We start from the raw sequence: 26452 nt of genomic DNA, 5'->3' as shown, positions 1-26452 counted from the left end.
ATTTCATCATGCGTGCGACTTGCCCTTACAGGAAGACATTTCAGGCTAACTAACCAAAACCATTAATAGAATGATGTAACTAAACTGGCAAAACTATCACTTACCGTATCGATAAAAACTTCATTATTCTGCAACCCACCAGCAGGGTTCCGCATTGATGGCAAGAAAACGTATTAAGCTCAGTAAGCAAGGCCGAAATCCTGCTTATTAATGGCGCAGGATTTCGGCCTGAAGTTAGCCCAAAGTATTTCAGACCTTGAGCATTTTCACTGTGGTATCCACGTCAATCTCATCTTCCGAGAAAATGAGTGTCGTTCCCTGAAAAGTGGTGATCGCCAGTTTTTTCAGTGAGCGCATTTCACCCGCTTTAGCAGATGTTTTCGGCCTGATACTGCCCATCAGTAAACCCACAGACAGTACCGCATTTTCTTTATCAATGCGGGTATCAGCAGGGACTTCTTCGCTGTAAACCAGGTAAGATTTGATTGATGTGAGCTTGATGCGCTCGCCAGCGATATAGATGTATTTGCTTTCCGGTGCGACTTTCACAGCATAAGCTGACAAGCCTTTGTTATTTGTGGTGGGTTCAAAAGTCACCGACGCATCTTTCTTAATCAACTCCGGGTTAGCGACCTTAATCACATGAAAATAACGGTTATCACCGTTTTCATCTTTGATAAATCCAAAACCTTTATCTTGAAACCAGGTTGTGATCGTTCCGTTCATCGCCATTACCGCCTACTTATTCGTTTATCTACTCAATTTTTTTCAGCGCGCAGTGTAAAACACAATGCGTGCTCAGACTATGTCTTCAGTTTAAGTCTGGACGATAAATTTCTGCTATGCGAGTAGACAGTCAGAAGAAGGCGTAAGCGACGCCAACTGAAACGCTGAAGAGGCGACAAGAGAGAAGTGAAGGGACCTTAAGGCTGCGCGCTCGGCGCAGCTGGAAACCATTTAGACGTACGTCGGAACGGGTAAGCGGACACAACCCACTCACTTTGTACCCTTCTCAAACGACGCTAATAAGCGCTACTCATTGCCCCATTGATTCAGGAACGTAGCGATATCATCAATATGCATCTCGTCGATACCCGCTTCAACGGCTATCTCTTTCTGGGTATCTTCACTGATCTCTTCGTTATTCATTAAGCGGGTGATCAGCTGCTGAAAATAGCGCGCCAGTGCATCGCGTTCTGAATCGCTTACCGGCTTTGCGGCTTCCGTAGAATACTCATCTACGATGTCATAGTATTTTAATGGTACTTCATTGTTCATAAGTCATTCCCAGAGTGAGTACGTATGGCAATTGCTGCCTGCATCCTATGGCCTGAATAATAACATTATGATTTTGTTTTTTCTGCTCGCCATGCATAACTCAGCGTGAAATTAACACCGTTGTGCTTGCACCGCCAACAGAGTAAATCGCGAAATATCTGGCGCCGTCATTACTGTGACAGGGTGTTCTTAAACGCTTTATTAGACTAACAGCCAGAGTCGTCAGTCGACTTAAATTTCGTTATCATCCGCTCCCCTTTTCCATGCGGATAGCCTGATGTCTAAGATTATCGATACCTTTATTGCCCCGCCCTGCCATGAAAAGATTGAGATTCTCTACCAAGACGATCATCTGGTGCTTATCAATAAGCCCGCCGGGCTGCTCAGCCTCTCGGGGAAAAATCCGCAAAATCTCGATTCTGTGCATCATCGGCTGGTACAGATATTTCCCGGCTGCACTCTGGTTCATCGCCTTGATTTTGGTACGTCCGGGTTGATGGTGATTGCCCGCAATAAAGCTATCAATGCCGCCCTCTGCCAGCAGTTCAGCCAGCGCAGTGTGACCAAGGTGTACAGCGCGTTGCTTTGCGGACACACAGAAAATGACGAAGGGGTAATAGACGCTGCGATTGCTAAAGACCCTGCGCTGTTCCCGCTGATGACGATTTGCGCAATTCACGGCAAGCCCGCTCGCTCTCGCTATCGGGTCGTTGAACGCTTTTATCATGAGTTGGACAATGGGATGTCTCTGCCGTTAACGCGTGTGACGCTAACCCCGGAGACCGGGCGTACCCATCAACTCCGCATTCACTGCCAGCAGTTGGGCCACCCTATTTTGGGCTGTGACCTGTATGGTGGTCGTATGCTGCCCGGTACTGAACAGACGCCGCGGCTGATGCTGCACGCCAGCGAGTTGCATTTTGTTCATCCCATCAACGGAGAGGGGATCAACGCCCATAACGCCTGCCCGTTCTGAATGCAAATGAATCGATGACGATGCCGCCGTAAAGTCACCCGACGTGATGCTAAAGACCCTACGGGGAGGCTAAAGTAGATGAGCTTGAACGTAAAATCCGACCTCTGTAACCGCTGATTACCACATCAGATCATCGGGCACTTTAAAATCAGCATAGGGATCTTCTTCATCCTGCTCTTCCTGACTGAGGGCGCTGTTTAATACAATACTGTTTGCATCTCGCTGCGCAATTTTATCGGCTACGCTCGAGGGGATAATCGCGTATTCACTCTCGCTACTGTTATCAACAACCAAACGAGCAATGGCGAGACGCCCACTAATCAGCTGAGCTTGCGTCATCTTATCCACAACTATTTTTTTAATTAAATTACCGTCTGTGAAGTTGAAACCAATATCCCCTTTTGAAATGTCGATTCTGTTCATTTCAATGAGTTGCTTCACCTGAGCTTTATATTCTTTAGATAAAGCGGCTTGTTTTTGTTGTTCGCTTAGCTGTTTGTCACGTTCTAGCTGTGCTTTTTTATTTTCTTCAACCGCTTCTCTTGCCGCACGGGCCTGAACGCGTGATTTTTTAGCTGTTCTTTGGACTTTATCCATTTTTTTGCTGGTTACTAATCCAGCTTTAAGCATCTGCTCTTGTAAGGTAAGTTTTGTCATCTTTGTTTCTAAACCAGTTGAATAATTTGCGGGATTATACCTGTAATTTTTGCGGCTATACCAGATCGCAAGCGCTTATCACGATGTGGCTTGAGTTTGAAAGGGTCTAACAGCGCTGGCGTGACCTGTTATCAGGCTTAGACAACCGCTCTGTTAATAATGCCCGTTTATGGCAGGAAGCAGACAGCAAAGGAGTCGTTCTCTGTCCGCTATGAGCAAAGAGCGGACATTCTGTCCTTACGGATACGCCTGCCTAGGCGCACCCAATCACATTCAAGGCTTCCAGCGGCGCAGAGAAGTATGATCTTCATAAGGCAATCTTGTTGGCAGGGATATCAGCTCAATGACGCTGCCCCACGGCGTGCGGCCGTAACAGAAGAAGTTATTGTCTCCGACCTCAGTCGGAAACATCAGCGGCTGAGGAGAGGTAAACATTTTCCCGCCGGCACGTTCAAACAGGCTGATGGCTTCATTGATATCATCAACGTATACGGCGAAATGCTGTAACCCGTAGTCGCTTGGCCGCACAGGCTGATTCTGCTCTGGCCCTTTCATTTCAAAAAGCTCAAGCCCCGGCCCGTGCTTTAGCGTCATCATTCTGACTGTGGTGATACATGTTCCCGGGAACAGATTAAGGATGTTTTCCGTATCTTCCCCTTTCACGTCGTCGTCCGATTGTGAAACGGAGTCATAGATAACTTCTGCACCAAAGGCTTCTTCGAAGAAGCGGGTCGCCTCATCAATATCAGAAACGGTGATGCCAACGTGGTCCATACCGCGAATAGTTTCGGTAGACATAATTTTCTCCCAAGGGGTTTACGGATAAGAGTGATGGGATGATCAGCCCTGGTTGGCCGTCATTTTTGCAAGTGCAGCGAGCTGTGCTGATATCAGGCTGCGGGTGTCAGCATCCGTTATGCTGTCATTTTCGGGATCCAGTCTTGAAGGGGCCTGACCGATCATGACTTCAGGCTTGTTAAGAACCCTTCCGTCCAGAAAGACCAGAATCTGGCGCAGGTGATACTGGGCCCTTGCACCGCCTATCGCCCCGGGTGACGCCGTCAGTATGGCAACAGGCTTGCCGGCAACTGGGGTGTTCGGCAGGCGGGAAAGCCAGTCCAGCGCATTTTTCAGGGCGCCCGGGACGGAGTAGTTATATTCAGGCGTGACGATAATCAGCGCATCCGCTGCCGATATTGCTTTTCCCATTGCCACCACCGCATCGGGGAAGCCATGCGCCTGAAGGTCTGCATCATAGTGCGGTATCTCTCCTACAGAGCCGAGTGCGCTAATCTCCACATGTGTGGGTGCAAGTGAGGCAAGATTGCGCGCCAAAATGGCGTTAAAAGATGCTTTGCGAAGGCTACCCAGAAGAGACACAAATTTAAGTGGTTTTTCCTGTGACATAGCTGTTCCCTGTGGTTAAAAATGAATTATCCGACGGCTGCCGGTGCTTTATTTACTGTCGGGGATAAGCCTGGTATAGAATTACACATCGATAAACACACCCTGAGTCGCCACAGAGTCAACTTTATGTCTACCTTGTTTACTGCCGATTCCCTGCGGGGAATTACCAACTTCGTCATTACGGCAAAATCGAGCAGTTTTACCGAGGCTGCGGAGCAACTCGGGATTACTAAATCAGCCGTCGGTAAGAGCGTGGCACGGCTTGAGGAGAGGCTGGGAACGCGTCTTTTTCACCGATCAACGCGTAAACTGAGCCTGACGAGTGATGGAGAGGCTTACCTGACCAGTTGCCTCTCGGCGCTTGAAATTCTCGACTCTGCCGAGAATACGCTCAGCAGACGTCAGGAAAATCCCGCTGGGACGGTCCGTATTGATATGCCTGCGTCTTTCGGACGGAATCTGATGATGCCGGTATTAATCGAGATAATGACCCGCTACCCGGCCCTGCGGCTGGCGCTAACTTTCAATGACCGTCTTATTGACCCGGTGGAGGAAGGCGTTGACCTGGTTCTGCGACTGGGAGAGCTACAGAGTACCGATGAGCTGATCGCCCGTCGGCTGAGCCGGCAGCGGCTTATCCTGTGCGCCTCTCCAGCCTATCTTGAACAGAACGGGCTGCCTGCCGATATGGAGGATTTGAAAAGCCACTACTGCATTATGGGCTACCGTCGGGGCGCCCCCCTTGCCTGGCGGCTGCGAAAGGCCGGGGAGCGTGAAGTGAAATATATATCCCCCACAGCACATCAGATAAGCGACGGAGATGCCATGATTCAGGCCTGTCTGGCTGGCGTGGGGCTAGCGCAGTTTCCTGAGTCTATGGTTAACAGCCATATCGCCGCAGGCAACCTGATTTCCGTGATGGCAGATCATGCCCCCATCCCGGTTGAGTTGAACGTCATCTGGCCCCGAACAAGGCACCTCATACCCAGAGTTCGCCTAATCGTTGACGCACTGCTGAAAAAGGCCGGAGAAGGCTATTTCGGTTCGCTTAGGTAGACTTTTTGTCGTCACTGAGGAGATACCAGGGCCGTTTATCGCCTTTTAGCAAACTTATATCCTTATCGTCCCGCTGCTTTAATTGCCTTACGGGCTGAAACCTTCCCGTCTGCCGGAGCAGTTAAAACGTAAAACATAATGTTACTTACAGGATATTTGTTATGCCATTAGCTCTATGGGCGCTGGCGATAGGTGCATTCGGTATCGGAACAACTGAATTCATCATTGCCGGGCTGCTCCCCGTCATTGCCGTTGATTTTAACGTCACCATCCCCGTTGCCGGCTACCTGGCGACCTCATATGCGCTGGGGGTCTTCGTCGGCGCACCGGCCCTGATTATTCTGGGTTCAAAAGTCCCGCGTAAAGCCATGCTGGTTTTCCTGATGCTGCTCTTCGTGGCAGGTAACCTGGTGACGGCGTTTGCCCCGACACTTGGCATTGCCATACTGGGCAGAATTATTACCTCGATGACGCACGGCGCTTTCTTTGGCCTTGGTTCGATTATTGCAGCAGATATGGTTGCACCGTCTAAGCGCGTGAGGGCCATTGCGTTCATGTTTATGGGGCTGACCGTAGCAAACCTTATAGGCGTACCCGCAGGTACCTGGATAGGTCAACACCTCTCCTGGCGTGATGCCTTTATGGCCATAGCCGTGATAGGGGTCATTACGGTTATCAGTATCGGAATGCTCATCCCGCACCAGCCAAAACCCCATAACCAGAGATTTGCGCATGAGTTTAACGCCTTCAGAAACGTCAACGTGCTGCTGGCAATGGGTATTACTGTTTTCGGGCCGGGGGCATTTTTTACATCAATTACCTACATCGCGCCAATGATGACGGAGCTGGCAGGATATAGTGAAAGCAGCCTCGCGTGGCTGATGCTGCTGTTCGGACTGGGATTGTTTACGGGAAACCAGCTTGGTGGCCGTTATGCCGATCGCGCTCTTATGCCGATGCTCTACATCACGCTGGCTGCTCAGGCCGTCGTGTTACTGGTATTTAACTTTACGGCGCACAGCCAGGTTATGTCAGTTCTCTGCATTTTCCTGATGGCTGCGTTTGGATTTGCGACAGTTTCACCTATCCAGAAACTGGTGATGGATAAAGCACGGGCAGCGGGTGCCCCCACGCTGGCCGCTGCGGTTAATATCGGTCTTTTCAACCTCGGTAATGCCGTAGGAGCCTGGCTGGGTGGCGCAGTGATTGCTGCGGGATTCGGTCTGCAATCGCCAAATTGGGCAGGCGCTATATTGTCTGTCATTGCACTGATACTTGCGGTGTTGTCCGGTCTTACGGATAAAACCGGGCACGCTGCAGAGATGAATTAGACGGTATTTTGACTGGCCAGTGAGAAAGTCATCTGAATCATTCACTGGCTATAACAGTTAACGCAAAAATTATTCGCACTTCACTTAACCGGTTAACTAACGTCCGCTCCTGACACAAAGCGGACGGTCAAAGTCGGTAGCGTCTGAAGCCGTTTCAGTATTCAGGATTGTTGCTGCCCTGCTTGTATCCTGATTATGGTTTGTCGGATTGTATTAAATTCACGTGCAATGGCGCTGGCACTTACCCCGGTATTAAGACGTTCTGTCTCTACATATCAACCTTAGCGGGGATTACGTCTGGTGAACAAACCTCAAATTGGGACAGGCTAAATACCGCGCATTACGCTCAGTGGATAGTAGTCTGTATAGAAAACAGGCTTAGCGTAGGATATTTTCCGTTTTCCAGGCAGCCCCTTTTAGGTTGATTTAAAAGTAACTTTACCTGTTAAATCACAGAATGTATTTCTGACTTCCTCGGCCAGCGTTACGGCTAAGGTCGGCCTGGTCATTACAGACTCCTGTGAACGCTGATTTTTGTTCATGTCTGTCCTGCACCCGGACCTTGTAGAGGCCGTGCACAACTCTCACTGGAAAGAAGTTCTTTTAAGCCGCCTGGTCGGCTACAACCGTAATTAAATAAGAGAATGCGGGCAATGTGAGGGCTTTTGCCCTCTTCTGGCTATCGGACATTTCAGGCCTTGTATCGACTGACTACTTCTGAAGAGCCTTATGTTTACGTATTTTGGCTGGTGGAAATACAGGGATCATTGCCGTATCTGGCGAGTTATATGCATCCCAGTGCCACCAGCCTGCTGTACCATAGCGGGAATTATAGATCGCCATCTTCTGGTTCTTCCTGATGACATACTCAGGCGTACCCATACCAAACACTTCCATCGGCAGATGGTTTGTTTCAGTATCCAGCAAATGAAAATCAGCAAACACATCATCTTCTTCGGAATCGTATCGAAGTGGTTTCATAAAGCTTCGTTCTTCAGCAGCCAGCTTTTCCTCGATAATTCCTTCCAGTGAGGAATCCAGTGGTATCCACCGGGAACTGACGTACATCAAAGCCATCCTCAGCACCTTTGCCTCTCTGCCTACAGGTACGTCAGTCAGGGCAATAAGGATAACCCGCTCTCCTCGTTTCCAGGCTGCATGTTCTGAGGGATGCCGTCTGAGGGTTTCTTGCCAGGTTCCGGCATCAGTTTCAAGTTTCGGTAGACCAGCAAAATCTCTGACGGGTACGTGTGTGTTTGCAACTTCGCGTTCTTCATTCCACCCGGCCAGTGAGGTAATGACGACAAGCCTCTTTTTTGCAGATGCCGCTGAAGCCAGTTTATCGCTGTTTGCCTCAGCCTGCGGTGTCGCGTTTTGAGCACCGATCAGCAAAACATCGCTCAACTGGGTGCGACCGGCACGTACGCGGCCTGCAGCCTGTTCCAGCCAGCCATGAACCGAGCCGGTGAAGCGCTTATTCTTCATTGCAGGATACCAGACGTTAAGTCCCGCCTCCGTCCAAAGAAGGCTCAACAGCCCCAGCAGTTTCATAACCGACTGTGTCTTTCCCCCCGCCTGATTACCAGGAGGTCCGTCTCCTCTTGGTTGCCGATCAACGGGGTTCTCGCCATCAAGGGAAACGGCAAGCTGTACTCTCAGTGTGCCATCGATCTCCTCTTCCACTACTCCCTCTGTATAGCTTTGTTGTCCACTAATCGAGGCTGATGAGTACCAGACACATTCCGGGAAATGCTCAATGCCACTGTTGCTGAACCGGCTGAGATGATATCTGCCAGATTCTCTTCGCAGCCGGATTGCAAACCTGCGGTCACCCGTGCCCGGACAGCAGCACTGCACGAGTGGATCATGACCGTGATGTTGTTTCAGAACGGATTGCCATGATCTGACGAATTTCTCTTCTGTCTGAAATCCCACGCTGTAAGACTTCGTTTCCCCACTACGGGTAATATTAATTTGGTACCGGTTCTTTTTCACGGTCGCCCCCTGTCGTTTTTAACTAACTTATCAGCTCCGATAAAACAGACCAGTCATAACATGAGGTAAAACAGCACTGTCCTGCCAGTTTTCTGAGCCCCTCCCCTGAATTATCTGTAAAAGGCGCGCATCCATTGCCGATAGTACTTAATCACACCAGGAGGATTCATGAGCTTACCGGAACTCAAGAAAGGAACGACAATATATGCCCTGCTTAAAGAGGCGGGTATGGAACTACAAGACTGGCCCCACGCAAACTATCCTCGCCAGAACATGAGATGGGCATGGATTGAGGGCGATATCGTTGTCATGAATATCTGGATGCATAAAGTGGAGTCGCCTGCCGCACCGGAAGGCAGCTATGTCACCCGGTACATATCCCGTGGTCAGGGTCATGTTGGCGAAGAGACAGACAGAATTTACCAGGCCGTTATCGAGCGAAACCTTCCCGTTCAGGTCATCCTGCATAAAGAAAAAAACAGTAACCTGCGAGTTCTGGACAGCGTCCAATGGAGTGCGGAATATGAACCGTCAACGGGTGAGATCACACTGACCAGAGGCAAACCGGCCAGGTATATCGATCAGAAAGGATCGGTAGACAGCACATCTGATTCCGAAGAATCACCAGCGGTTAAGCGAAGCAGGAAGTTGCGTGAGATGGCTATGGTCAGAAGCAGCGGCACGTGTGAGCTCTGTGGGAAAAAAGGATTCCGTACGCGCAACGGCGCAATCTTTGCGGAAGTGCATCACATTGTGGCCTTAAAAGATGAGGGGCCTGATGAGCTGTCTAATCTGATCGTACTTTGCCCGGATGACCATCGCAGGGCTCACCACGGTGATGATGCGGTTGAATTACAGCAGGCGTTTGTGAAAATAAGGAATACGAAAAACGGCGTGATGGCTACAGGCAGTTAGTTTTCTTTTTTAACGGTGAGGGATGTTTTGATTGTAGTGGCGACTGTTTAAGTTGCATGGCTTGGCATGGTGATCCAGATGCAATTGATGCTGTTGAGAGACTTACGGGCGAGAAGGTTGATGTCCGTTCATGTAACGTTAAAATTCAGTTATGAGCAAAAAGCGGACGTTACCGGTTCAGGGAAAAGACGCCACCAGGCTGAACATCTTTAGCTACCTTGCCAGGCGACGCCTGTTTCAGTGAACTTCCTGCCTTAGGCATTACGGGCCAGTGTCCGCATCAATGTCACCCCCTTTGTCCTGGAATTTTGACCATAATATCTAAACATACAGGTTCATTCTCTCACCATCCACCTTCTTAACGGTGAAGAAATCAACCTGTTAGCAGCCAATGTTTCCCGGAGATTTCATTTTTCTGTCATTTTTGTTCTTTATGCTGTTAGCTTCCCTACATGGATATTAACAATATGAAAATGAAAGCTATTTCTCTGGTTATTGGCTGTGCGCTCTCTTCATCAACGCTCGCGGCGCAGCCGCAGGTCGAGCGCTACATCGTCAGTTTTCCCGAAGGTACGCGCGTAAGCTACAACGGCGCGTTTGCCAGCGCGTTTCCAAATGGTTTACCGGTGGGGATCGGCTCCGGTTTGCTGTTTACCGGCAAACAGGGGGATGCGCTCACCTTCGCAACCGTCACCGATCGTGGGCCTAATGCTGACTCGCCGGATGTGGGTAAGAGAGAGGCAAAAATTTTCGTCACGCCAGAGTTCGCCCCGCTGCTGATGAATATTCGGGTGCAGAACGGCAAAGCGGAGGCCACGGACGCCCGACCGTTGCATGACGATAAGGGCAATATTAACGGATTGCCGCTGCAGGATGGCGTTATCGGATCAACCAATGAAATCGCGCTAAGCGATACGTTGAAAGTGCTGCATGGCGATAACCGCGGTCTGGATACGGAAGGTATTACGCCGGATGGCAAAGGAGGGTATTGGCTGTGCGATGAGTATGGTCCGTTCCTGATTAACGTTGATGCGCGCGGCAAGATCCTGACAATTCACGGGCCGCAGGCAGCAGAGGGAGAGAAATCGATCGCGGGCGGTCTGCCGAACGTTCTCAAATGGCGTCAGCCAAATCGTGGTTTTGAAGGGCTCACCCGCATGCCGGACGGGCGTATCATCGCCGCGGTGCAGAGCACGCTGGATATCAACGGTAAAAGTAAAAAGCAGGCGCGCTTTACCCGCCTGCTGAGCTTCGATCCGGCGACCGGGAAAACCGCGATGTATGGTTACCCTATCGACAGCGCCGCTTACGCTAAAAACAGCGACGCAAAAATTGGCGATATCGTGGCGCTCGACAATCAGCATATCCTGCTGATTGAACAAGGCAGCGACAAAGACGATGCGATGCGCAATCTTATCTATAAGGTGGATCTTAGCTCGGCTACCGAGCTTGCAGCGTTCGATAAGCCTGGCGAGTATCCGGAGTTTGACGACGAGAAAGCGCTGGCGCAGCGCGGCATTAAGCTCGCCGCTAAAACGCTGGTGGTCGATTTACGTCAACTCGGCTGGCAGCAGGAGAAGGCCGAAGGTCTGGCGCTGATCGACAATAAAACGCTGGCGGTCACCAATGACAATGACTTCGGCGTGAGAACGGTCATGCAAAATCCGGTTGAAGGTAAGAAGCGTAAGGATTATCGGGTGACCGAACAGGGGACGCTTACGGTAGATGATAAGCCGGTTGCAACGACTATCGGCGTAAAGCCGCTGAAGAAACCTGAGTCGGACAGCGAATTGTGGATTGTTACGCTGGCGGCACCGCTGAAATAAACACTCTCCTCACCCCAGGCTGCGCCCCTTAATTGCATCACTTTTTGTAAAAGAGCCGGATGCAGCCCAGTTTTGCCATCGACAGATCATTCCTCGGCGTCTGGTCACAGCGGGCTACGGGCCAGACATCGTCCGCTATGAGTCAGAAGCGGCGAGGTAGGGAATGGTAAAGCGCCCCCTGAAAACATTGTGATTTCGCGTTTTTATACAGCCTGGGCCGCCAGCAGACGCTGAGAGAATGGCTGATCGTGCTAAAAAAGCTGCGACTTCGATATCGAGCGCATCCTGTAAGTTACGATTTCACTGCAGATCGCAAGAACTCTACAAATGCGCGTACTCGCGCTGATAGATGACGATTCTGGGGGTAGAGAATCGAAAACGGGCGAGAGCGGCCTCCGTATTTTTGAAGGACCTCTACAAGGTCTCCACGCCTTAAAGCGTCTCCCACGGCAAAGCGATAGGTTTGATAAAGGCCTCCGCCCGCGTTAACCCAAGCGACAGCCCCTAACGCATCATTAAGTACACGCATCCGGCTCGTTATCTGTTTCTCGATTGAAGTACCTGACTCATCGGTGAACAGCCACTGCAGCGGGCGCCCTGTATTCGGTGATATGTACTGGATGCAATCGTGTTGATTGAGGTCATCAATACGGTATGGTTCACCTTTTTTTGCAAGGTATGTCGGCGTTCCGAATACCCCAAGCGAGGCGTCCTCAAGCTTGAAGGCGACAAGACGCGAATCTTGCAGAACGCCTAGCCTAATTGCCAGGTCAAAGCCCTCTTCAACAAAGTCGATTATTTTGTCCGAGATACTAATCTCGATATCGATCTGCGGATAAAGCTCAGTGAACTTGGGCATTAAGGGTAAAAGGCGAAACGTGCCGTAAGCAGCACTGACGCTAATGCGTAGCGGTCCGCTTGGGACGGTTTGTGAACCCGTGATCGCTCGCTCAGCTTCGGCGATTTGCTCAAGCGCCAGATGACATTCTTTCCAATAGAGCTCGCCCTCAGCTGTAAGCTTGACGGCGCGGGTGGTCCGCAAAAAAAGACGTACTCCGAGGCGCTGCTCGAGCCGACTGATCGACCGACTGACTGCGGCCGGCGTCAAACCGAGAATCTCAGCCGCACTGGTGAAGCTGCCGGTCTCCGCTGCTCTACAGAACTGTTCAATGCTGCCAAGCTGAAGTGGATTACCCGCTGCCATATTGATTACCATTTGTAATAAATGAATTGATTATTACATGGTTTATCAACCACGAACAACGCATTAAGGTACATCTACTGCTACAGCAACAACGCGACAAGGCCGCGCTACTCAAGCAGTGCACGGTTTTGGCCTACACCTCGACATACTTTTAGGAGCTACACTATGACCAGCAAACTGAACGTTTTCACTTCGCCTTCGGCTTTCCCTAACCCACAGCGCCTGCGCCTGTTCATGCATGAAAAAGGGATCGCTGATCAGTTCCAGGAGACTATTTACGACATGACGCCGGTTGGCGAACAGCGTGGATGGCGTCACTTGAAGATGAATGCCTGGGGTGAGACGCCGACCCTCGAGCTTGCTGACGGTAGCTATATCTCCGAAACTGCAGCTGTCGTCCGTTATTTGGACCAGTCCTACCCCGGCCGCAAGATTATGGGGGAGACGCCGCTGGAACAGGGCTTTGACAACATGTGGGATAACCGCATCTGGGTTCACATCCTGTATCGAATCGTCACGGCTTTCCACGTTCTGCATACCGGTCTCGGCTTCAAACTCGAACTGACGAAGAACGAAGCCTGGGGCGAACATTGCCGCAAAGAAGCATTGGCCCATGCTGCACTGGTCAACAAACATCTTTCGGACGGACGCCAATGGCTGCTGGGGGGCGACGAGCCTACTTTCGCCGACATCACGCTGGCAACCGCGATCGCGTTCTCGAAGTTCCCGGTGAATGCTACGCCGCTGGACGAACGATTCGAGTTCCTGGACGCCTACTGGCAGCGCTGGCAGCAGCGTCCAAGTTTCCAGGCTGCATATGCAGACCGTAGCAGCGGTATCCCTGAGCTCGATAACAAGGCGTGATCTAACTTTAAAGTCGCGCGAAATCCAACCGTGGATTTCGCGCAATAGAAGAGGTCTACTTAGAGGCGGTAGCGAGCAGGCGTGGTAGTCTGCTTCCGCCGAGGGTAGTCGGTTCAGTGAGATTAAAGCTAACGTCTAAAGCGTTGCGCGGCAGGTGTATAACCCGCTGCGCTTCTTCTGTCATTTTACGGATGTGTAACCTATGAACAAACCTATAAAACTGCCTGGGCTGGACCATCCGATCACGATTACGCCCGAATTTCGCCGCGTTACAGTGACGCTGGGCGGAACGGCCATCGCGGACACCACCCGAGCGCTATGCCTGAAGGAAGCAAGCTACCCGGCAGTCCTATACATCCCGCGCGACGATGTTCGCATGGAGCAGCTCGAGCGTACCGACCATGGAACGTATTGCCCTTACAAAGGGGACTGCGCTTACTACAGCATTCCAGTGGGTGGAGAACGTAGCGTGAACGCCGTATGGACTTATGAACACCCGTTTCCTGGAGCAGCACAAATAGCCTCTTACCTGGCGTTCTATCCTGACCGGGTTGACGCTATCAACGTCGCTTAGGGCGCGACAGAGCTTTTTTGCTCCTTCAGAAATCCGAACCTTGACGCGCTTCACTCCTTGTACCGTCGGTTGATTTACATGTCTGCTTTTGGCACAAAGCGGACATGCGGCAGGGCAAGGTCTGCTAAGAGCGAAAAGCGGGCATTGGCTTTCCAAACATTATTCAGGCAATCCTGAATTCTGGCTCAGCGTAGCTGGATTAAAGACTCATGCACCTGATGCATAAAAATTGCCATATAACTGGCACGCCAGCTTAGCTGCATCTGTTTCAAGGCAGAGTTCGACATCCTTACTGAATCCGCGCTGTTGAAGTTCACAGGCTGAGGAACATTTATAAAGAGGAAGCAGATTTTGCTGCTGATAAAACTGCCAGGCTGCAACCGCCGCCTGTGCTTCTGGTGAGCAGTTTCCGCACCCCATCACATCGATAATGCCGCCAGCTGCTACGTAATCTTCGACACAGGGACGGATGCTGCCATCAGGCCATCGCTCTCCACAGGGAATGATCAGTATACGTTTAAAAATGCCACATGCATTCGCAGTTGCAGACATGTTCCTGAGACAACCACTGAAAACCGCAATCCCGGTATCCCGCGCCCGGAAAGAAAGGGTCGATCCGTTAGGGGATGGCAGGACAAGCCTTTCGCCATCGCTTATGTTTTGAACAGAAACGGGCGACAGGCTGTAACCTTCACCGCTGAATCTTCTCTTCGGGCTGGCTACCTTCGCGCCGATTTTCATACCATATTCGTTTGCGGATTCATCTTTCCACGGATAGGGGTAAATGCGGGCACCTTTTTCAACAGCCAGGCTCACACAGGTGGAAAAGGACATAACGTCGACTATTACGGCGCAGTCTGCTTTTTCGGCTAAGTAATCTACAGCCGCCTGGCCCCATTCAAGGCGAACCTCGAACCCATCCTGGCTAAACCATTCCATTATTTTCTCTCGGTTAAAGTTTTTCTGTGAGTCGAATTTAACATAGCTATGTTGAGCTTCGTTTCTTTAAAACCCTAACTAACAAATGTCCGCTTTTGGCACATAGCAGTAGTGATAGGCAAAAAAGTGTTATAAGCAAGGAGCGGACATTTAGATTATGTTCAGGAGCACGATTAAAAGCATTGTTAAAGCGATTTAAACGCTTATGGCTAGTGAGTTCGAATGAATCGGGCATTCAATGACAACTGCCCGATTTTGGTAAAGTCAAAAATCGTTATCAGCCATCAATCTTGATGACGATTTTGCCAAATGCTCCACGAGAAAGGTGCTCAAAAGCTTCTACCGCCTCGTTAAAACGGTAAACCTGTTCAATTACGGGTTTGATTTGATGTTTATTGAGAAATGGGTTCATCCGATCAAAAGAGGAACGTGGTGCAACCGCAATACCCCTGATTGTCGTCTGGCGGAAAATTAACGGCATCAAATCAAGCTGTGCTGTCTGGCCAGTAAGAAAACCTACCTGAGCAATCGTTCCGGCAACTTTTGTCGCAGCGATCGACTGGTTGATACCATTGCCACCGGCGACTTCCACCGTTACGTCAGCTCCCTTACCTTCAGTCAGTTCGAGAACTTTGCTTTCCCAATCAGGATATTTTTTATAGTTAATCCCCTCATCTGCCCCCAAGGATTTAATGCGATCGAGGTTAGCATCGTTACTGGACGTTGCAATGACGCGGGCGCCATATGCATGCGCTATTTGAGCAGCAAAAACGGAGACGCCGCCAGTTCCCTGTACCAGAACGGTTTGTCCGGGCTGCAAGTTACCAATATCCATTAGCGAGTACCATGCCGTCAGTGCAGCGATAGGAAGCGTTGAGGCTTCCTCATCTGTCATGCTGTCAGGGGCTTTTACTGCGCTATCCTCATGCAGAATCATGTATTCAGCCAGCGCTCCCGGTAACGGCATTCCAATACACCAGGCAGGTTCATCGGCAGCAGGTTCGCCATCTAACCAGCGGGAATAGAGATGTGAGTTAACGCGATCGCCTGTACTGAAACGGGTCACACCTTCACCTGTAGCAACAACGGTTCCTGTCGCATCAGAGACAGGGATAAGTGGCTTTGGAACAAGATGAGGTTCATAGAAACCCTCCACGATTGCCTTGTCCCTAAAATTAAGCGAAACCGCGCCTACTTTAACCAAAAGTTCACCCGGCCCTGGTGTAGGCGTATCAACCTCTTCAAGCTTTAAGTTTTCAACACCAAAGTCTTTCAATAACCATGCTTTCATTTCTGTCATTTCCCATAGGTTTGCATTAGATAGGACAATGATAAGAAAGACGGGCAGGGGTAAAAAGCCGCATAAAAGATTTTCAGTGTTACTGCAGGAGAAACAATCTGGATGAAATATAATCCGCATTATCACAATTTCGGCTGGAAAATAACTGCGGAGTTGAAAAATTATGCGCTCAAATATGCTTGAGTTGATGGATATTTTTGTTCAGGTCGTTGAATTGCACAGCTTCACCCGGGCCGCTGATGCTCTGCAATTGCATCGGCCTGCGGTTAGTAAGGCTGTACAGCAGCTGGAAGATACGCTGGGCGTTAAACTACTGCATCGCACAACACGCAGCCTGAGTGTAACGGCTGAAGGAGAGGAAATTTATCAGCGAGCTAAAACGCTTCTGACCGATGTCAACGACATGATGGCCTCTTATTCTCCAGGTCAGCCTCCTCGCGGGCAGCTTCGTATTGATGCCCCGTTGGCTCTAATACATAGCATTCTGATACCGGGTCTAAGCGAGTTTCAGGCTTTGTATCCACAGATTGAAATAGTATTGACGGCTTCAGATCGACTGACTGATCTGATTACAGAGGGCGTCGACTGCGTTATTCGACTCGGTGAACTGGCTGATTCAAGTTTTATTTCGCGTCGTATGGGCGACCTTCAGATGGTCACCTGTGCAGCACCGTCTTATCTGGAAAAATATGGCACGCCTCTAACGCCGGATGAACTTGATCATCATAAAGCCGTTTATTTTTTCAGTGAACACAGCCGGGATGTACAGGAATGGAAATTTGTCATGAACGGAGAGATTGTTTCACGGCGTCCAGGATACAGTATGCGGGTTAATAATTCAGATGTTCTTCTGTCCTGCGGTCTGTCGGGCCTCGGTATGCTCCACGCATTACGTACTGCATTAGAACCTTACATCGAAACCGGCAGGCTGACGGAAATTTTATCTGATTATGCAACGGTGACTAAACCGGTTTCCATCCTCTACCCTGACCGGCGCTATCTCCCCCCTAAGGTTCGGGTTTTTATCGAATGGTTCTCTGAATTATTTAAAAAGTACCATCAGCGTTAACGGCAACGATTAACATCTGCACTGGCAGTAAATGCTGAGCATTTTTTTAGATATGGACAACGTAATGCATGCAGCCATTCAATTCAGAAAACGGAAACGTCATAGCCACGGCTGTAAATAACAGCCTGGATACGATTATAAATATGATGCCGCTATGGAGTCGGGCTTTTCGCGAGGCGCTGCTCTTAGTAAGCAAAATAGATCAGATCACGCCAAAGTTCAGACGTAAAGTGAGTGTTATTTTTAATAATAAGAACATATTTCCTGTGCTAGTTTACCCACTTCTGCGTTTTTGAAAATTGTACTTGCACAGTGAGCATCAGGACTAGCGTGCATTGATCCAACATTGGTGAGTATGGCAAGTGCACAGTTTGTTTTTTCATACCACCATACGCAGGCGCTGGCACCAAGAACGTTTCCACCGTGACCTATGGCTGTGCCGTAATCAGTATCCATTCTAAATAAACTTAATCCCATTTCAGCATTATCGGCTGGCATCCACTGTTGCATTTCTTTCATGCTTTTGGGATTGAGCAATTCACCGTTTTTGAGCGCCAAAATAAAATTAACAACATCCTGTGCAGTAGAAACGATCCCTCCGGCCGCCCACTCTACAGAGAGATTGATCGCGGAAACATCCAGAATATTGTTAGGCTCAATCTTAAAATAGTCTGAAACTCCGGCTTTTTTAATAAAATGAGGATCCAGCCTGTGGAATCTTTTGGAAGAATACTGATTTTCTAAAGAGGCAACCGATTCAAGAGAGGTGCTTTTCAGCAAAAGCGGATTAATAATTCTTTTATATAACTCCTCTTCGAGGCTATTAGAAGTAAGTTTTTCGATCAACAGACCTAATAAAGTGAAATTACTATTAGAATAATGAAATGCTTCTCCTGGAGCACACAGCGGTTTTTTACCCCGGATATAGTCGAGGTTTTCCTGTGGCAGCCAAATCTTTTCCGGTTTGACCCTCTTACCGCGAGCATCATGAATCCATGAGTGCTGATCTTCCCAGCTGGGTATACCTGAATAATGCGAGAGTAAATGCCTTACAGTCACGCTTTCTGCATTTGCGACGTCTGCAAGGACATTTTTGTCCAGCCAAGTAGATATAGGTTCATCGAGAGCGAGATAATTTTCCTCGTTTAACTGGAGAATTAACACTGCAACAAAAATCTTGGTTATGCTGCCAATACCAAAAATCATTTCTGGATTGTTTTTAATTTTATTTTCAGCATCAGCATAACCCACTCCATGCTGCCATATTGTTTTGTCTCCTTTGCCAATAGCCATAGTAAGGCCCGGAAAGGTTTTCAATGCCATCTGATTAAGCAGATTCATTAACGCAATTTCACAAGGACTCATTCTCTCCATTCCTTTATTTTATCTATTATTTTATCTATTCCACTGCGTACAGTAATTTTAAGCCACCAGCAGGTAAATACCGTTCGTCAGCGAATCAATTTAATCACCCCCGCTTTCTTAACTGCTCTCACATCCTTTTGTGATCAACAGGCTCAGGCCCTCGAAATGCCCGGCGCCATTCGCTTGGGCTGACACTGAATCTCGCTTTAAAACTCTGGCGAAAAGAGATGGGCGACTGAAAACCAGCCATTTCAGACACGCTTTCAATACTGCTATCCGTTGTTTCCAACAGTTCCTGGCTTCTTTGAAGGCGCTCCGCGTTCAGCCATTCTCCGAGTGTCGTTCCGGTTGCCTTGGAAAAATGACGCGTCAGCGTTCTCCGGCTCATATTGGCAAATCCAGCCAGCGAGTCGAGATCGTGCGGCTTGTCCAGATTGCGACGCAGGTATTCAATCAGCTCGTTGATTTTGCTGTCTCGCGTCGAGGCCGGGACCGGGCGTTCAATAAACTGGGCCTGCCCGCCCTCCCGGTAAGGTGGCACAACCATTCTTCTTGCAACGCGGTTGGCAATTGCAGAACCGTAATGGTTACGAATGATATTCAGACAGCAGTCAATACCGGCCGCCGTGCCTGCAGAGGTAATAAGACGTTCGTCGCTGGTATACAGCGAGTTGCTGTCAAGATGAACGGCAGGAAATCGTTTGATGAAGTCCTTTTCATATTCCCAGTGTGTTGCAGCACGGTGCTGATTAAGTAAGCCTGAATAGGCCAATACGTAAGTGCCTAAACAAAGACCCACCACCTCAGCGCCACGCTGCCATGCGCTTATCAGCTTATCCAGCAGAGCCTGCGAGGGTTTTTCATCAGGATTATGCCAGTAAGGCACAATGATGATGTCTGCAACGTCAAGCTGCTCAAGTCCGTGCTCTACGTTGATGGACAGCCCAATATCAGAGAGCACTACACCGGGTTTTTCGGCACAGATTTCCAAATGAAATAAGTCTGGCTGCGGCATCGACTGCCCAAAAAGAATACAAGGTACTGAAAAGTGAAACGGGCTAAATCCAGCCGTGGCGATCACGGCAACCGTCAGAGCAGACATGAAAGTCACCTTACCGTAAAGAATAACTACCGGCTTACCGGCAGATAAGTCACTGATAGTTTAGTTTAAAGAGGGGAACAGATAGCACTGCGTGAGTGTATGCTCCCCTCAACCGGGCGGAAAGCGCTATTAGAAAGCCATTGTCTCACCGTCTGCCGGAATAAGAACTTTATCCTGAATGCCGTGCTCAAGCGAAAACTCGCGCAACTCAGCGCGGGTGAGAAGACAGTGATTTATTGATTCCATGTGCGAGGCCACGACGGTCGCAGTTGGCAACATCTTAAGCGTGCGCAATGTGTCTTCTTTGCCCATGATAATCGGTCCGTAAAGATCGTTAACAGCATAGCCAGTGTTAAGCACCACAACCTCCGGCTGGAAACGCTGCAAGCTTCTTACATAAGGTTTAACCCAGACGGTATCACCTGCAATATAGAGCGTTTTCTCATCATGATGTGTGAAGACCAACCCACACGCATCGCCTAGCAAATCGCCCCACAGCGCATCGGCATATAATTCGTTACTGCCGTGTTGACCATCGGTTTTATAAATAGTCAGCCCATCGACAAAATGATTTTCTTCTTTCAGAACACGCATATTAAGAAAACCCTGCGAGCTAACCAGCGCTGCGTCACTCTCGTTCTGCGTATAAACAAGCATGTTTTTAGGTACTGCCTGCTGCGCCGCTTCGTCCCAGTGGTCGGTATGTGTATGTGTCAGGATAACAGCATCTACAGACAGTAAACTCTCAACATTAACCGGCAAGGAAACCATAGGGTTGCGAAGATGGGGTCGTGCATTCCCGGCAAAGCCATCCCAGGCTTCTTTCTCTGCCAGCATCGGGTCGATAAGGAACTTTTTACCGGCATATTCCAGCACAAGCGTAGCATTGCGAATTTGTGTTAATTTCATTTATTACCCCAGTGATTAATCAGATTCAGGCTCAGCCCTGTATGTGTTGTGGTACCGCAGCTGCCTGCGAGATGGCTTACTCTAAGAGGAAGAAGGGAGGATACGTGACAGGCTCTCAGGCCATTAGTCGATGAAATCGGGTCAATATCAGTGGTCCGTTTTTGCCGCGCATTTGTAAACAAGCAGCAGGCTATACAAGGTGATTCGTGTTATTCCTGAATCAATAGCAGCGATTGCGGTCAACGATCATGAAGACTTAACAGAGCAAGGGGAAAGCTTGCGTTGAGTTAAATTGATTAATTTATCCTCAGTAAATATCTATTGATCACTCAGAAGAAAAATCTTCTTGCCTAAAGACAGCGTTTTAGATAATTATTTAGGAAATGATTATTCTATAAATAGATTGTGATAGTTCATGCCAAAATCGTTTGCAGTAAAAATCCGTGGTTGGACACGGCTTTTCAATAAATATTGATTTTTAAAATCAATTAATTGCGCTGATTTCCTTAGCGGATTACTCAGCAGTGGAAGGGATCCATACAAATTGGTTTGCTTTGAAAAAGCGATGCCTCACCCACTAACCGTTTACAAACATCCGGAATTAATAATGCAAAAATTTGATATGCCCTCTGCGCCAAAAGGATTCGAGCACAAATTTGTGCGCGTCAATGATTTGAGATTCCATTACGTTGATGGGGGCGCGAATACGTCAGAAACTATCATTCTACTCGCCGGCTTCCCGGAATCTTGGTATGCGTGGAGGCATGTTATGCCCACGCTCGGTGAGCAGTTTCGCGTGTTAGCGATTGATTTACCCGGACAGGGAGACAGCGACAAACCTTTAGATGGCTATGATACACAGACCGTTGCAGAACGCCTTCATGATGCTATCGCCTCGCTAGGTCTGGATAACTATCATCTTGTCGCTCACGATGTGGGTGCCTGGGTCGCTTTTCCCTATGCATTAACTTTCGGTAGCGAAGTCAGCTCCTTGGTTTTAATGGATGCGGGCATACCCAGCGTCACAATGCCGGAGTTTCTTCCCACTTCTTCTGATAAATCATGGAAAACATGGCACTTTTCATTTAATGCTCTGCCAGATCTTCCCGAAATTCTTTTACAGGGACGGGAGCGTGAATATCTCGCCTGGTTTTTCCACGAGAAGACCGTCAATCCTCATTGCTACTCTGAAGAAACGTTAGATGAATATGTTCGTATTTTCAGTGCGCCAGGCGGTATGCGAGCAGGATTGAGTTTTTATCGGGCGGCCGCAATGTCTACATCTCAGAATAAATTATTGCTGAGCACAAATAAGTTGACCATGCCGGTACTCGGATTAAGTGCGGACCAGGGATCGATTCCGGACATCGCAGCTGCGGTAAGACCCTACGCAACAAACATCAGAGGCGATTTGATTAAGAATTGCGGGCACTTTCAGCCAGAAGAGCAGCCGCAGGCAGTAACAAATGCTGTTCTTAAATTCATTGAAGACGTTAAAGCGCATGAATAATTAACACATTATGCAAAAGCTGAGGCAGATTATGTGGGCGGTTACGAGGCGGGATTAAGGCATTTTTTTGATCAGCCTGCGCATTGCTTTCCCGGTCACAGACGACGATAAGGCATTGTTCCGAACTGACAACAGACGACATAAAGCAGGCTGCTGCCAGGATACGGGCACCTGCAAACCGAGATGCGCTCATCAATCATTTCATGGCAGCCAGCGGCCTGCTCAGCCATGATTATGTTGTTGCCTGCAACCGTACCCTAACTCCCTAAATGCACCGTTACTCCCAAGAATCATTGAAGAGAGGTATTGATGGCTAACGTATTTATCATTGGTGGTGCTGGGAACATAGGTTATCGCCTGTCATCCCTGCTCGCAAAAAAAGGGCACACTGCTCGCCCGCTTTATCGCAAAGATGACCAAGAGCCGTCGTTGCGCCAGATTGGTGCCGAGCCGGTAAAAGGCGACCTGACGAAACTGGATACCGGATCACTTGCATCGCTGATGGCAGGAAGCGAAATTGTGGTTTTTTCAGCCGGTGCAGGGGGAAAAGGCGGAGAGGAAATGACGAATGCTATTGATGGCGAGGGGTTAAAAACCGCCGTTGCCGCTGCAAGCCAGGCCGGAATCACGCGCTTTTTGCTGGTCTCCGCATTCCCGGAAGCCGCCAGAGGAAAAGGCCTTCCGGCTAGCTTTGAGAATTACATGCGCGTCAAAAAGATGGCAGACGTCGCGCTTGCGGAAAGTGAACTGGATTGGGTGATTTTACGGCCCGGAACGCTGACTGATGAGAAAGGTAGCGGACTTGTTCGTGCCGGCCTGGCGATCCCCTATGGCGATATTTCCCGTGATGATGTCGCGATGACACTGCTGGAAATCATAGAACAGCCTGATGTCAGCCGCATCATTATTGAACTGACGGGTGGAAGTGTACCCGTGCGTGAAGCTATGCAGCGGATGGCAGCGCGATAAAATGTGCCTTCCGATGTCGCCACCAGCAAGTATCAGTCTGCTCCTGCATGGAGCAGACTGACGGGTTGGCAGCGCCCTTTTACAGCAGCTTGCTAAGCTCGCTAGTGTCATTTTCATTGCGCCCAAGTGCAGCAATTCGCGAACCGATCCGGTTTGATAAACCCTCATTGGGGCTTCAGTTCCCACAATGAGCGATCCCTAAATAAGAACAGGGATGCTGCTGCGCTTTGGGTGATTTAACGCATTAGCGATATCGCTCTACCAAATTAATGATCAGTAAAGTGAGCTCCTGAAGACCTTCCTGTTGAAGAATATCGCCACAGACAACCGCATTTGAAATGGCGTCCGCCGCACCCAGCATTCCCCACAAACTTGATTGTGGGATGCCGGCTGGTTTAACAAACTCAGCAAACCAGTTGCGAAATTTTTCCATAAAGTCGCGCTGATATTTGAGCTTGATTTCAGCAAGTTCTGGCGTGCTATCCAATGCTGACAGCACATCAGGGATTTCACGCCCTTGCGTCAGCACGCAGTCAACATAGCGTGATGCCACTACAGCTGCCTTCTCTTCCAGGCTGTTGTCCGCAGCAGCCATTGCGGCATCGATAATCGCAGTCTGTCGCACATCAAAATCTTCATAAAGGGCTACCAGCAAGCCTTGCCGTGACTTGAAATGGTCATAAACCACTGGCTTACTCACACCCGCTTCAATGGCCAGACGTCCCAACGCTAACGCATCAGTGCCTTCATGGCGCACGAGATTCCAGCCTACGGTAAGTAATTGTTGTCGCCTTGCCTGATAAGTCATGCGCTGACGAGGAGCCTGGATCATGCGGGTTCCTTTTGTTCAAAAAGCCGCTCGCCAAGGTTATATGCCAGAGCGTAATGTGAGTCAGGAAAGTTTTTATCCGACGCTAACAGTAATTCACTGGTCACTACCGGCGCACCGCAATAGCCAAAAATTCCGTGGTCAATTTGCGTGCGCATACTGCCGAAATAACCGTGGCGAACATAGGTACGCTGGCTCGCTGCGCCCACCGCAATCAGATGCACCTGTAAATGTTCAAGCTTCTTGATAACATTCTGGCCCGTATCGTCGTACGCCCAGCCTTGTGTAAACACTCTATCAATCCACCCTTTTAGCAGGGCTGGAAATGACCACCAGTAGATTGGATAAACCAGTATCAGTGCATTCGCGCGATCTACGCGCACCTGTTCGGCAATGACATCAGCAGGTGAAGCTAACTTGCCCTTAAATTGGTCGAAATCCGCTTGATTGAAACGAGGATCAAACTGTTCAGCTGCTAAATCAGCATGCTCAACGGTGTAATTGCCGCTGGCAACAACGCCTTTGGCCAAGTGTGATGCCACCGTTTGGGTATGTGAATTGCGATCAGGATGGGCAGTAACGATCAGTGCGTGCATGTCGGCAATCTCCGTTAAGGCATTACCTACTAGTAGTAACCTACGATTGGTAGGTTGTCAAACCACGTCTCAAACAGCAAAGGCTAAATAAACGCTGTTTTTCTTTTATCCCCGACAGGCTTGATGTAAAGCAGCAGCGTTGATTTAGGGCAATTTCGCCCTATTCAGATAGGTACAGAACATTATTATCAGCTGTTCCTGCAACTGACTGTTGAGAAGCTCTGGTCGATTGCGGTCAAAAAAAGTCCGCACGGTTCCAAAAAGCACGTTCAATAAGGTCACGTTGAGAGAGGAAAGGTTCTGAAATTTCGCATCCGATGCTGAAGCAAGCATCCCTTCACTGGCTACCTCAATGCGCCGACACATGCTTTCAACAATATCACTCACGTCGATTTCAGCAGCTGCGCGATAAAGTGCGCAGGTAACGTCATAACGTTCTGTTTTAATGTTGATGTATTCACTGATAACGCCCTGAACCATTTGGGTATACGGGGCGCCCTGCAACGTCTCACATACTTTTTCAATTCGTCCGGCGAGATGGTCTAAATAGTGATCGTTCAATGCAAAGAACAGCGCCTGCTTGTTAGGAAAATATTGGTAAAGCGAACCCACCGACACCCCTGCCCGCTCGGCTACTCGCGTAGTGGTCAATTGCGAGGTTCCAGTACTCAGTAAAACCTGAATAGTGGCTTCGAGAATAACGTCGACGGTAGCAGCTGATCTTCTCTGGCGCGGTGATCTACGCGGGTTATAGCTGGACAAGGTTTTCAACGTCATACGCGAATTCTTTTTAGTGAAGGATTCTTCATATTATAGAGGACACCCTCTTCACTAATAAATCTAAAGGAGTAAGCGATGACCGTTTCACTTGCGCTGGTCACGGGCGGCAACAAAGGTATCGGCTACGAAATCGCGAAACAGCTGGCGCTGGCGGGTACCAAGGTATTACTTGGGGCACGCAATTCAGCCCGCGGGCAGGCGGCGGCTAATACATTGATGAACGAAGGACTTGATGTTTCATTCCTTCAAATTGATATTTGCGACGGTGAAAACATCGCTGCGGCGGCGGAACACATCGAAAATGCATACGGTCGTCTGGACATTCTGGTTAACAATGCCGGCATTGCAGATGCCCGTGATGGTTTACCGGGTAGCACTTCGCCAGACACAGTACGTCATGTACTTGAAACCAATTTTATCGGACCGCTGGCTGTTACCCAGGCGATGTTGCCTTTGCTGCGTAAGTCATCAGCCGGGCGTATTGTGAATATCTCAAGTAGTCTTGGTTCGCTTACGCTGAATAATGATAAAGAGTCACCGTTTTATAATGTGAAACTTATAGGCTATAACACGTCAAAAGCTGCACTTAACATGCTGACTATTCAGCTCAACGCAGAACTGAAAGATACCGCGATAACCGCTGTCTCGGTTTGCCCCGGATTAGTTAATACTGATTTAAGCGGGCATTTGGGCGACCGCACGCCCCATGAAGCAGCGGCTTTCCCGGTCCGTCTAGCTTTGCAAACGGCGCCAAATAATGATGCCGCGTTTCAGAATGAAGCTGTCGTGCTGCCCTTGTAACTCTCTGACTGTATCCGTGATGCTTTTCCGTATTAATCACCGCTCACAAGTCTTTAGCTTTCCACATCTATGGATAACAGGAAAATCTGCTGCTACCCACGGTAGTTGGGAAATATCACTATGATATTCACCTGTTTTGAGGCAGTTCAGATCGGGCAAAAGGCTCCTTACGGAGCCTCATAGCATAAAGTGTATTAAAA

26 protein-coding genes and 1 pseudogene are annotated in these 26452 nt (G+C 49.2%); 11 read left to right on the top strand and 16 right to left on the bottom strand.

Annotated features, from left to right (window positions below; translation table 11 throughout):
- Positions 1 to 249: 249 nt before the first annotated feature.
- Together MUG06_RS18715 and MUG06_RS18710 are read right to left on the bottom strand one after the other, a co-directional pair.
- Positions 250 to 732, bottom strand: coding sequence for a cold shock domain-containing protein (locus MUG06_RS18715; protein ID WP_215844910.1), 483 nt, complete (start codon positions 730 to 732; stop codon positions 250 to 252).
- Positions 733 to 1032: 300 nt separating this feature from the next.
- Positions 1033 to 1278, bottom strand: a complete 246-nt coding sequence (locus MUG06_RS18710; protein ID WP_243079629.1) for a YmjA family protein — start codon at positions 1276 to 1278, stop codon at positions 1033 to 1035.
- A 277-nt stretch (positions 1279 to 1555) separates the two neighbouring features.
- Here MUG06_RS18710 and MUG06_RS18705 point away from each other — a divergent pair, with 277 nt between their 5' ends.
- On the top strand, positions 1556 to 2254 hold the full coding sequence (locus tag MUG06_RS18705; protein WP_243079628.1) for an RluA family pseudouridine synthase: 699 nt from the start codon (positions 1556 to 1558) through the stop codon (positions 2252 to 2254).
- 117 nt (positions 2255 to 2371) lie between these two features.
- Here the strand turns inward: MUG06_RS18705 and MUG06_RS18700 are convergent, their stop codons facing one another.
- The 3 genes from MUG06_RS18700 to MUG06_RS18690 form a co-directional block, all read right to left on the bottom strand.
- Positions 2372 to 2911, bottom strand: a complete 540-nt coding sequence (locus tag MUG06_RS18700; RefSeq protein ID WP_215844913.1) for a DUF2058 domain-containing protein — start codon at positions 2909 to 2911, stop codon at positions 2372 to 2374.
- Between the two features lie 273 nt (positions 2912 to 3184).
- Positions 3185 to 3709, bottom strand: a complete 525-nt coding sequence (locus MUG06_RS18695; protein WP_243079627.1) for a VOC family protein — start codon at positions 3707 to 3709, stop codon at positions 3185 to 3187.
- Positions 3710 to 3751: 42 nt separating this feature from the next.
- On the bottom strand, positions 3752 to 4318 hold the full coding sequence (locus MUG06_RS18690; RefSeq protein ID WP_243079626.1) for an NADPH-dependent FMN reductase: 567 nt from the start codon (positions 4316 to 4318) through the stop codon (positions 3752 to 3754).
- Between the two features lie 126 nt (positions 4319 to 4444).
- Here MUG06_RS18690 and MUG06_RS18685 point away from each other — a divergent pair, with 126 nt between their 5' ends.
- On the top strand, positions 4445 to 5374 hold the full coding sequence (locus MUG06_RS18685; protein ID WP_243079686.1) for a LysR family transcriptional regulator: 930 nt from the start codon (positions 4445 to 4447) through the stop codon (positions 5372 to 5374).
- A 161-nt stretch (positions 5375 to 5535) separates the two neighbouring features.
- Positions 5536 to 6705, top strand: coding sequence for an MFS transporter (locus MUG06_RS18680; protein WP_243079625.1), 1170 nt, complete (start codon positions 5536 to 5538; stop codon positions 6703 to 6705).
- A gap of 161 nt (positions 6706 to 6866) precedes the next feature.
- Here the strand turns inward: MUG06_RS18680 and MUG06_RS18675 are convergent.
- Positions 6867 to 6965, bottom strand: a pseudogene (locus MUG06_RS18675) (recombinase family protein); the annotation flags it as partial.
- A gap of 451 nt (positions 6966 to 7416) precedes the next feature.
- Positions 7417 to 8700, bottom strand: coding sequence for a DUF1173 family protein (locus MUG06_RS18670; protein ID WP_243079624.1), 1284 nt, complete (start codon positions 8698 to 8700; stop codon positions 7417 to 7419).
- A gap of 168 nt (positions 8701 to 8868) precedes the next feature.
- Here MUG06_RS18670 and MUG06_RS18665 point away from each other — a divergent pair, with 168 nt between their 5' ends.
- Positions 8869 to 9615 carry an HNH endonuclease signature motif containing protein gene (locus tag MUG06_RS18665; RefSeq protein WP_243079623.1) on the top strand — a complete coding sequence of 249 codons (747 nt, stop codon included), beginning with the start codon at positions 8869 to 8871 and terminating at the stop codon, positions 9613 to 9615.
- Positions 9616 to 10082: 467 nt separating this feature from the next.
- Positions 10083 to 11441, top strand: a complete 1359-nt coding sequence (locus MUG06_RS18660; RefSeq protein ID WP_243079622.1) for an esterase-like activity of phytase family protein — start codon at positions 10083 to 10085, stop codon at positions 11439 to 11441.
- 292 nt (positions 11442 to 11733) lie between these two features.
- Here the strand turns inward: MUG06_RS18660 and MUG06_RS18655 are convergent, their stop codons facing one another.
- Positions 11734 to 12645: a LysR family transcriptional regulator gene (locus MUG06_RS18655; protein ID WP_243079621.1), complete on the bottom strand. Its 912-nt coding sequence runs from the start codon at positions 12643 to 12645 to the stop codon at positions 11734 to 11736.
- 165 nt (positions 12646 to 12810) lie between these two features.
- Between MUG06_RS18655 and MUG06_RS18650 the strand changes: the two genes are divergently transcribed.
- Together MUG06_RS18650 and MUG06_RS18645 are read left to right on the top strand one after the other, a co-directional pair.
- Positions 12811 to 13509: a glutathione S-transferase C-terminal domain-containing protein gene (locus tag MUG06_RS18650; protein ID WP_243079620.1), complete on the top strand. Its 699-nt coding sequence runs from the start codon at positions 12811 to 12813 to the stop codon at positions 13507 to 13509.
- A gap of 202 nt (positions 13510 to 13711) precedes the next feature.
- Positions 13712 to 14083, top strand: a complete 372-nt coding sequence (locus MUG06_RS18645) for a DUF427 domain-containing protein (protein WP_243079619.1) — start codon at positions 13712 to 13714, stop codon at positions 14081 to 14083.
- Between the two features lie 207 nt (positions 14084 to 14290).
- Here MUG06_RS18645 and MUG06_RS18640 read toward each other — a convergent pair whose 3' ends face one another.
- Both MUG06_RS18640 and MUG06_RS18635 read right to left on the bottom strand, forming a co-directional pair.
- Entirely contained in the window at positions 14291 to 15022 is a 732-nt protein-coding gene (locus MUG06_RS18640; RefSeq protein WP_243079618.1) for a 2-phosphosulfolactate phosphatase, read from the bottom strand.
- A gap of 277 nt (positions 15023 to 15299) precedes the next feature.
- Positions 15300 to 16313: an NAD(P)-dependent alcohol dehydrogenase gene (locus tag MUG06_RS18635; protein ID WP_347568907.1), complete on the bottom strand. Its 1014-nt coding sequence runs from the start codon at positions 16311 to 16313 to the stop codon at positions 15300 to 15302.
- Between the two features lie 172 nt (positions 16314 to 16485).
- Between MUG06_RS18635 and MUG06_RS18630 the strand changes: the two genes are divergently transcribed.
- On the top strand, positions 16486 to 17391 hold the full coding sequence (locus tag MUG06_RS18630) for a LysR family transcriptional regulator (RefSeq protein WP_243079616.1): 906 nt from the start codon (positions 16486 to 16488) through the stop codon (positions 17389 to 17391).
- 243 nt (positions 17392 to 17634) lie between these two features.
- Here MUG06_RS18630 and MUG06_RS18625 read toward each other — a convergent pair whose 3' ends face one another.
- The 3 genes from MUG06_RS18625 to MUG06_RS18615 all read right to left on the bottom strand — a co-directional run bounded on the left by MUG06_RS18625 (position 17635) and on the right by MUG06_RS18615 (position 20767).
- Entirely contained in the window at positions 17635 to 18756 is a 1122-nt protein-coding gene (locus MUG06_RS18625) for a serine hydrolase domain-containing protein (RefSeq protein ID WP_243079615.1), read from the bottom strand.
- 127 nt (positions 18757 to 18883) lie between these two features.
- Entirely contained in the window at positions 18884 to 19858 is a 975-nt protein-coding gene (locus MUG06_RS18620; RefSeq protein ID WP_243079614.1) for a helix-turn-helix domain-containing protein, read from the bottom strand.
- Positions 19859 to 19987: 129 nt separating this feature from the next.
- Complete coding sequence (locus tag MUG06_RS18615) at positions 19988 to 20767, bottom strand: MBL fold metallo-hydrolase (RefSeq protein WP_243079613.1); 780 nt, start codon at positions 20765 to 20767, stop codon at positions 19988 to 19990.
- Positions 20768 to 21374: 607 nt separating this feature from the next.
- On the opposite strand from MUG06_RS18615, the gene MUG06_RS18610 reads away from it, so the two are divergent.
- Together MUG06_RS18610 and MUG06_RS18605 are read left to right on the top strand one after the other, a co-directional pair.
- The gene (locus MUG06_RS18610; RefSeq protein WP_243079612.1) at positions 21375 to 22277 is read left to right on the top strand and encodes an alpha/beta hydrolase; all 903 of its coding nucleotides are present in this window, start codon (positions 21375 to 21377) and stop codon (positions 22275 to 22277) included.
- A 309-nt stretch (positions 22278 to 22586) separates the two neighbouring features.
- Positions 22587 to 23246, top strand: coding sequence for an NAD(P)-binding oxidoreductase (locus tag MUG06_RS18605; RefSeq protein WP_243079611.1), 660 nt, complete (start codon positions 22587 to 22589; stop codon positions 23244 to 23246).
- A 244-nt stretch (positions 23247 to 23490) separates the two neighbouring features.
- Here MUG06_RS18605 and MUG06_RS18600 read toward each other — a convergent pair whose 3' ends face one another.
- From MUG06_RS18600 to MUG06_RS18590, 3 genes are all read right to left on the bottom strand, one after another.
- The gene (locus MUG06_RS18600) at positions 23491 to 24078 is read right to left on the bottom strand and encodes a TetR/AcrR family transcriptional regulator (protein WP_215844927.1); all 588 of its coding nucleotides are present in this window, start codon (positions 24076 to 24078) and stop codon (positions 23491 to 23493) included.
- Positions 24075 to 24671, bottom strand: a complete 597-nt coding sequence (locus MUG06_RS18595) for an NAD(P)H-dependent oxidoreductase (RefSeq protein WP_243079610.1) — start codon at positions 24669 to 24671, stop codon at positions 24075 to 24077. The genes MUG06_RS18600 and MUG06_RS18595 overlap by 4 nt, the downstream gene beginning before the upstream one ends.
- Positions 24672 to 24815: 144 nt before the next feature.
- Positions 24816 to 25448 carry a TetR/AcrR family transcriptional regulator gene (locus tag MUG06_RS18590; protein WP_243079609.1) on the bottom strand — a complete coding sequence of 211 codons (633 nt, stop codon included), beginning with the start codon at positions 25446 to 25448 and terminating at the stop codon, positions 24816 to 24818.
- Between the two features lie 78 nt (positions 25449 to 25526).
- On the opposite strand from MUG06_RS18590, the gene MUG06_RS18585 reads away from it, so the two are divergent.
- A complete protein-coding gene (locus MUG06_RS18585) occupies positions 25527 to 26252 on the top strand; it encodes an SDR family oxidoreductase (RefSeq protein ID WP_243079608.1) in 726 nt (241 codons plus the stop codon).
- Positions 26253 to 26452: the final 200 nt, after the last annotated feature.

Source organism: Pantoea sp. MQR6, from assembly GCF_022761075.1.
Classification (GTDB): Bacteria; Pseudomonadota; Gammaproteobacteria; order Enterobacterales; family Enterobacteriaceae; genus Pantoea; species Pantoea phytostimulans.
The sequence above is the reverse complement of the archived record's forward strand: the minus strand, read 5'-3'. Positions and strand labels throughout refer to the sequence as shown.

Bases quoted from the DNA above. Each gene is read 5' to 3' on its own strand.
- MUG06_RS18715 (WP_215844910.1), bottom strand. From the start codon at position 732: ATGGCGATGAACGGAACGATCACAACCTGGTTTCAAGATAAAGGTTTT.
- MUG06_RS18710 (WP_243079629.1), bottom strand. From the start codon at position 1,278: ATGAACAATGAAGTACCATTAAAATACTATGACATCGTAGATGAGTAT.
- MUG06_RS18705 (WP_243079628.1), top strand. From the start codon at position 1,556: ATGTCTAAGATTATCGATACCTTTATTGCCCCGCCCTGCCATGAAAAG.
- MUG06_RS18700 (WP_215844913.1), bottom strand. From the start codon at position 2,911: ATGACAAAACTTACCTTACAAGAGCAGATGCTTAAAGCTGGATTAGTA.
- MUG06_RS18695 (WP_243079627.1), bottom strand. From the start codon at position 3,709: ATGTCTACCGAAACTATTCGCGGTATGGACCACGTTGGCATCACCGTT.
- MUG06_RS18690 (WP_243079626.1), bottom strand. From the start codon at position 4,318: ATGTCACAGGAAAAACCACTTAAATTTGTGTCTCTTCTGGGTAGCCTT.
- MUG06_RS18685 (WP_243079686.1), top strand. From the start codon at position 4,445: ATGTCTACCTTGTTTACTGCCGATTCCCTGCGGGGAATTACCAACTTC.
- MUG06_RS18680 (WP_243079625.1), top strand. From the start codon at position 5,536: ATGCCATTAGCTCTATGGGCGCTGGCGATAGGTGCATTCGGTATCGGA.
- MUG06_RS18665 (WP_243079623.1), top strand. From the start codon at position 8,869: ATGAGCTTACCGGAACTCAAGAAAGGAACGACAATATATGCCCTGCTT.
- MUG06_RS18660 (WP_243079622.1), top strand. From the start codon at position 10,083: ATGAAAATGAAAGCTATTTCTCTGGTTATTGGCTGTGCGCTCTCTTCA.
- MUG06_RS18655 (WP_243079621.1), bottom strand. From the start codon at position 12,645: ATGGCAGCGGGTAATCCACTTCAGCTTGGCAGCATTGAACAGTTCTGT.
- MUG06_RS18650 (WP_243079620.1), top strand. From the start codon at position 12,811: ATGACCAGCAAACTGAACGTTTTCACTTCGCCTTCGGCTTTCCCTAAC.
- MUG06_RS18645 (WP_243079619.1), top strand. From the start codon at position 13,712: ATGAACAAACCTATAAAACTGCCTGGGCTGGACCATCCGATCACGATT.
- MUG06_RS18640 (WP_243079618.1), bottom strand. From the start codon at position 15,022: ATGGAATGGTTTAGCCAGGATGGGTTCGAGGTTCGCCTTGAATGGGGC.
- MUG06_RS18635 (WP_347568907.1), bottom strand. From the start codon at position 16,313: ATGAAAGCATGGTTATTGAAAGACTTTGGTGTTGAAAACTTAAAGCTT.
- MUG06_RS18630 (WP_243079616.1), top strand. From the start codon at position 16,486: ATGCGCTCAAATATGCTTGAGTTGATGGATATTTTTGTTCAGGTCGTT.
- MUG06_RS18625 (WP_243079615.1), bottom strand. From the start codon at position 18,756: ATGAGTCCTTGTGAAATTGCGTTAATGAATCTGCTTAATCAGATGGCA.
- MUG06_RS18620 (WP_243079614.1), bottom strand. From the start codon at position 19,858: ATGTCTGCTCTGACGGTTGCCGTGATCGCCACGGCTGGATTTAGCCCG.
- MUG06_RS18615 (WP_243079613.1), bottom strand. From the start codon at position 20,767: ATGAAATTAACACAAATTCGCAATGCTACGCTTGTGCTGGAATATGCC.
- MUG06_RS18610 (WP_243079612.1), top strand. From the start codon at position 21,375: ATGCAAAAATTTGATATGCCCTCTGCGCCAAAAGGATTCGAGCACAAA.
- MUG06_RS18605 (WP_243079611.1), top strand. From the start codon at position 22,587: ATGGCTAACGTATTTATCATTGGTGGTGCTGGGAACATAGGTTATCGC.
- MUG06_RS18600 (WP_215844927.1), bottom strand. From the start codon at position 24,078: ATGATCCAGGCTCCTCGTCAGCGCATGACTTATCAGGCAAGGCGACAA.
- MUG06_RS18595 (WP_243079610.1), bottom strand. From the start codon at position 24,671: ATGCACGCACTGATCGTTACTGCCCATCCTGATCGCAATTCACATACC.
- MUG06_RS18590 (WP_243079609.1), bottom strand. From the start codon at position 25,448: ATGACGTTGAAAACCTTGTCCAGCTATAACCCGCGTAGATCACCGCGC.
- MUG06_RS18585 (WP_243079608.1), top strand. From the start codon at position 25,527: ATGACCGTTTCACTTGCGCTGGTCACGGGCGGCAACAAAGGTATCGGC.